This window comes from Nitratidesulfovibrio oxamicus, from assembly GCF_015731765.1.
GTDB lineage: Bacteria > Desulfobacterota > Desulfovibrionia > Desulfovibrionales > Desulfovibrionaceae > Cupidesulfovibrio > Cupidesulfovibrio oxamicus.
In genome coordinates, this window is record NZ_VRYY01000239.1 from 1 (window position 1) to 3,879 (window position 3,879).

Below are 3,879 nucleotides of genomic sequence, written 5' to 3' on the forward strand. Positions count from 1 at the left end.
CAGGGTGGCGTGAGACCAAGACCCAAGGCGAATATTTGTTCGGCAAGCATGGCAATCCTCCTGAGGGAGGGCTATCCAAACTGGGCGAGGTCGGTCAATTCCACATTAAACGTCGAAGAACCAAAAAAACACGGGAACACTTGACACCTGTCCAGCCGCGATAGCAGCCGCGACTGACCGAATCCCCCTACACCATCAAAGGCGCTCCTACCCGGACGATTCTGCACAAGCACAACGGCACGAATCTATATAAAAATCATCATTACGCACAACGGATGACAACCGGAGAACTATATACACAACAGGGGTCAACTCGCCAAGACACCATACTCTTCATAACTACCTTTTTGCAACAAGGCGAACACGAAAAAAAGATGCGAACAGTCTGGGCAGGGCACGTGCCAAAAAACGGTCCAACACAAGATAGTGCTTATAAATACAATGCGGGACGTGAAAAACTCTAGATATACCACCTGTTGCCATATATGCAAGGCTAGTAAAGAACTCAACGCGTGTCTCATCCAGATCGTAACAATCCCCCAGTTCCCTCAACCAGTCTGGCCTGGAAAAGAAAATCATATAAGGCATTGCTTGATTGGAAGAAGAAAGTGGTCCATTGACTGCGCTTAAGACGGGACGAGGAATACCGAAATCGACAGGTTCATGATGCAAATACTTGTAGAGTGGATAAGAAAGTACTGAGAAATACGGCTCTAAAATAAACATTTCGCCGCCTCTTTTAAGCTTGCGGGTTGCACTGCGCAAAAAAAGAAACGGATCGCCGAGATGATGCAACACATTTGTCAACGTTATCACATCAACCGTATGATCTTGAATTTCTGACAAATCCGCGATGGTGTGACAATCGAAGACCATATCAAGATGCTTGAGCGCCAGGACGTCCGACGTAATGACGCTTGGCAGAAACATCTTGAGCGGAGAAGTCCCGCTTCCAATTTCAAGTACGCGCTTTTGGGCGATATCGGGAACTGCACGAAACATTTCATGGTAAAGCTCCTGATACCAGAGCATCAGGTTGCGGTTTCGCCGAAGTCGTTGCCGATTTCCCAGAGTTTGATCCAGGTCGCGTTGATAGAGTTGCTGGTTACCCGCGTTCATATCAGAGAAATTTTATCCGTCTTGCGGAAAAAATGAGCATTGCGAGCAAAATCGCGCCATGGCGCCAGCGAGAGATATTTGTTTCGCCATAGACACGCTCACGATAACAAATTGGCACTTCAACGATCTTCAGCCCCATCCTGGCGGCACCGAAAATCAAATCAAAATCACCGAATGGATCGAAGTCGCCGAAATAGGAACGATTATTTGCCAGCTGAAGATAGTTCGAGCGACTGATTACCTTGGTGCCGCACAAGGTATCTTTAAAACGCTGCCCAAGAACGAAGGAAAATGCCATCGCAAAAAACTTGTTCCCCAGAAGATTGCAGAAGCGCATTGCTTCTTTTTCCATGGGATAGACCAGCCGGGTACCGTTGATAAACTCGCCTTTTCCATCCTTGATAGCATGGTAAAACTTCGGAAGGTCCTCGGGAGGGACAGTCATGTCCGCATCAAGAATCATGAGGATTTCATTGGTGGCAAGCGCAAACCCTTTACGCACAGCGTCACCCTTGCCCTTACCATCCTGCTGCGCAACGATGATGCGGCGCTCCGCCCCATAGCGGACCTGAGCGGCCTGGACAACCGACCAGGTATCATCTGTAGAGTTACCTTCAATAAAAACAATTTCGTCGCGGGGCCCCATGGGCGGAATACGCTGGATAATATTATCAATATTCCCAGCCTCGTTCCGAGCTGGGACAACGATCGAAACCGAAGGAGACAGACCCTCTTCATGCGTGTTGCCAATCAATGGCCTAGCAATGGCAATATTCAGAAGACAAAAATTCTTGAAAAGCGGTAATGGAGCAACGTAACGATTTAAAAAATTGCTTATAATAGGAATGTAAAATGGAACAAGCACCTTGTGGTCCAGTCGCACTAGCTCAAAATTCTCTAGTTCCAAGATGTTTTTAATATCTTCATGCGCCAACCAGTTCAATTCTGGCAACTTATTGCGCAACCCTACCTTGGATGCAAAATTCGCAAGCGGACGCCATAACGCACTATAATACGTCAACACGAGCCGCGTATCCTTGTGGCACATCCTATGTACATCGCTCAATAACCCCTGAATATCTCTCTCGTAATGAATCAATCCACTAACAACAATATAGTCTGGCCTTGAATCATAGATATTTTCCACAGGAAATACTGTGGAATCTTGAAAACCCGTAGCCAGATCCACACTCGCTGTGAAGCTCCGAAACGCAACTTTACCTTGAGGCATCGCCCCGACTAACAAAGAAGAAGTTGGATCGATCTCTACAACCGAGTTTTGCGGAAGAATAAACAGCGACAGGTACTTTCGCAAAAGTGAATAAAAATAGCTTCTCATTTCACAAACTCAACCTGGAATATTTCGAGTGAAGTACCAACGCCCATAAAGAAACGCCGCGGGGACCACGTATGCCACAAAAAACAGAAGATGAATGGCGGTCGCCACCAACACCCCCTCAGCCGGAGAGCGCCCCAGAAAAACGAACGCCGAAACCACTGAAGCATGAAATGTTCCCACACCTGACGGGGCCGCAGGAAGCATTAACCCCACAGCCCCGGCAAAAAGAACCAGCAATGACTCCTGATAACTCAATGCAACGCCGACAAACTTTGCGGCCAGAACATATGACAGCGCATAAATTGACAGCCACATCGTCATCGTAATGAGGCTAGGCAAAAATATGGCGGACAAGGTAAAGTTGCGGTCGACGTCCCGAATCAAGCGAGTAACGTGCTTCTCAAAAAAAGCTGCTCTTCCTAAAAATTTGAATAGATGTTGCAGGCAAATCAAAAGCAGCTCGCCGAAACACTTGACCACGATCACTGCGAAAATGGCTATCGCGAGCGCAGCTACCGTAAAAACTGTCAAGACAGGAGAGTACACAGAAACACTTGACGAACGCAAGAAGGCTGATGCAAGCACACCAACCGCCGCAATAGTTACAAGATCAATGACTTTTTCGACAAACAACCTACTGAGGACCTCTGCATGAGGCATGTCCGCAGCCAGGTGGCTATAGTGGACCCGCAGCAAATCCCCTCCCCGCGCAGGAAGAAGCATATTTCCACCAAGGCATAGTGCCGAAGCAATCAGCGATGCCCTATGGCTCAGCTTAAGCTTAAGCAGCAGCCTCCAGCGGTAACCATAAATCAAAGCGATGGCCAAGGCCATAAGCGAAAACGGCCATAGCAGGCTTGGCGAAATCCTCCCCTGAAGAATGCTATAGACATCCTTCCAGTCCTCCCTAATCAGAAATGCAACCAGAGCAAGGCTGACGCCGGAAACAATGAGCGCCTGTCTGGATTTTCGAGAAGGAGGAGTGTTGACCACTTATTTTCCATCTTCTTTGCCTAGGCAAAGGAAAAGGGCCATGACTAGAGCCAAGCGAGAGCAGAGCTATATAAAAGCCGAACAACCGTTTCTGTGCAGGAATCGGATGCCAACACCACGTGCATGCAGGATCACCGCTGGCCAATAAAATTCAAGCAAACTACAGCCAGTTCGGAGCACGGCACATCCAGGACACCAGAGAGCACAGAACGCTTTAAAAAACAATCAGTTTGTCCGTCAAGCATCCGGAAAAGATGGATGCCGAGAACATCCTAAAGGATCTATGACCACTTTTCTGAAAGGTAATACCTAACCAAAACGGACTAATCCGTTATAAAATCTCTTGCTGGACTTGTCTTCAATGCCTTTAAAAGTATGGGGAACAAGTCCTCACTCCGGTGGTTAAACCGAAAACAAACTTCACCCAG

The 3,879-nt window shown here is 47.7% G+C and carries 3 protein-coding genes; all 3 read right to left on the bottom strand.

The annotated features are described in order from the left end of the window. Nucleotides 1-339: 339 nt before the first annotated feature. Genes FVW20_RS09305 through FVW20_RS09315 form a run of 3 tightly spaced genes read right to left on the bottom strand, consistent with a single transcriptional unit; the run spans nucleotide 340 to nucleotide 3,451 of the window. On the bottom strand, nucleotides 340-1,119 hold the full coding sequence (locus FVW20_RS09305; RefSeq protein WP_196609198.1) for a class I SAM-dependent methyltransferase: 780 nt from the start codon (nucleotides 1,117-1,119) through the stop codon (nucleotides 340-342). 1 nt (nucleotide 1,120) lies between these two features. After that, the gene (locus FVW20_RS09310; RefSeq protein WP_196609199.1) at nucleotides 1,121-2,458 is read right to left on the bottom strand and encodes a glycosyltransferase family 2 protein; all 1,338 of its coding nucleotides are present in this window, start codon (nucleotides 2,456-2,458) and stop codon (nucleotides 1,121-1,123) included. A gap of 9 nt (nucleotides 2,459-2,467) precedes the next feature. After that, complete coding sequence (locus FVW20_RS09315; RefSeq protein WP_196609200.1) at nucleotides 2,468-3,451, bottom strand: lysylphosphatidylglycerol synthase transmembrane domain-containing protein; 984 nt, start codon at nucleotides 3,449-3,451, stop codon at nucleotides 2,468-2,470. Nucleotides 3,452-3,879: the final 428 nt, after the last annotated feature.

Coding starts and splice junctions, on each gene's coding strand:
- FVW20_RS09305 (WP_196609198.1), bottom strand. CDS start 1,119: ATGAACGCGGGTAACCAGCAACTCTATCAACGCGACCTGGATCAAACT.
- FVW20_RS09310 (WP_196609199.1), bottom strand. CDS start 2,458: ATGAGAAGCTATTTTTATTCACTTTTGCGAAAGTACCTGTCGCTGTTT.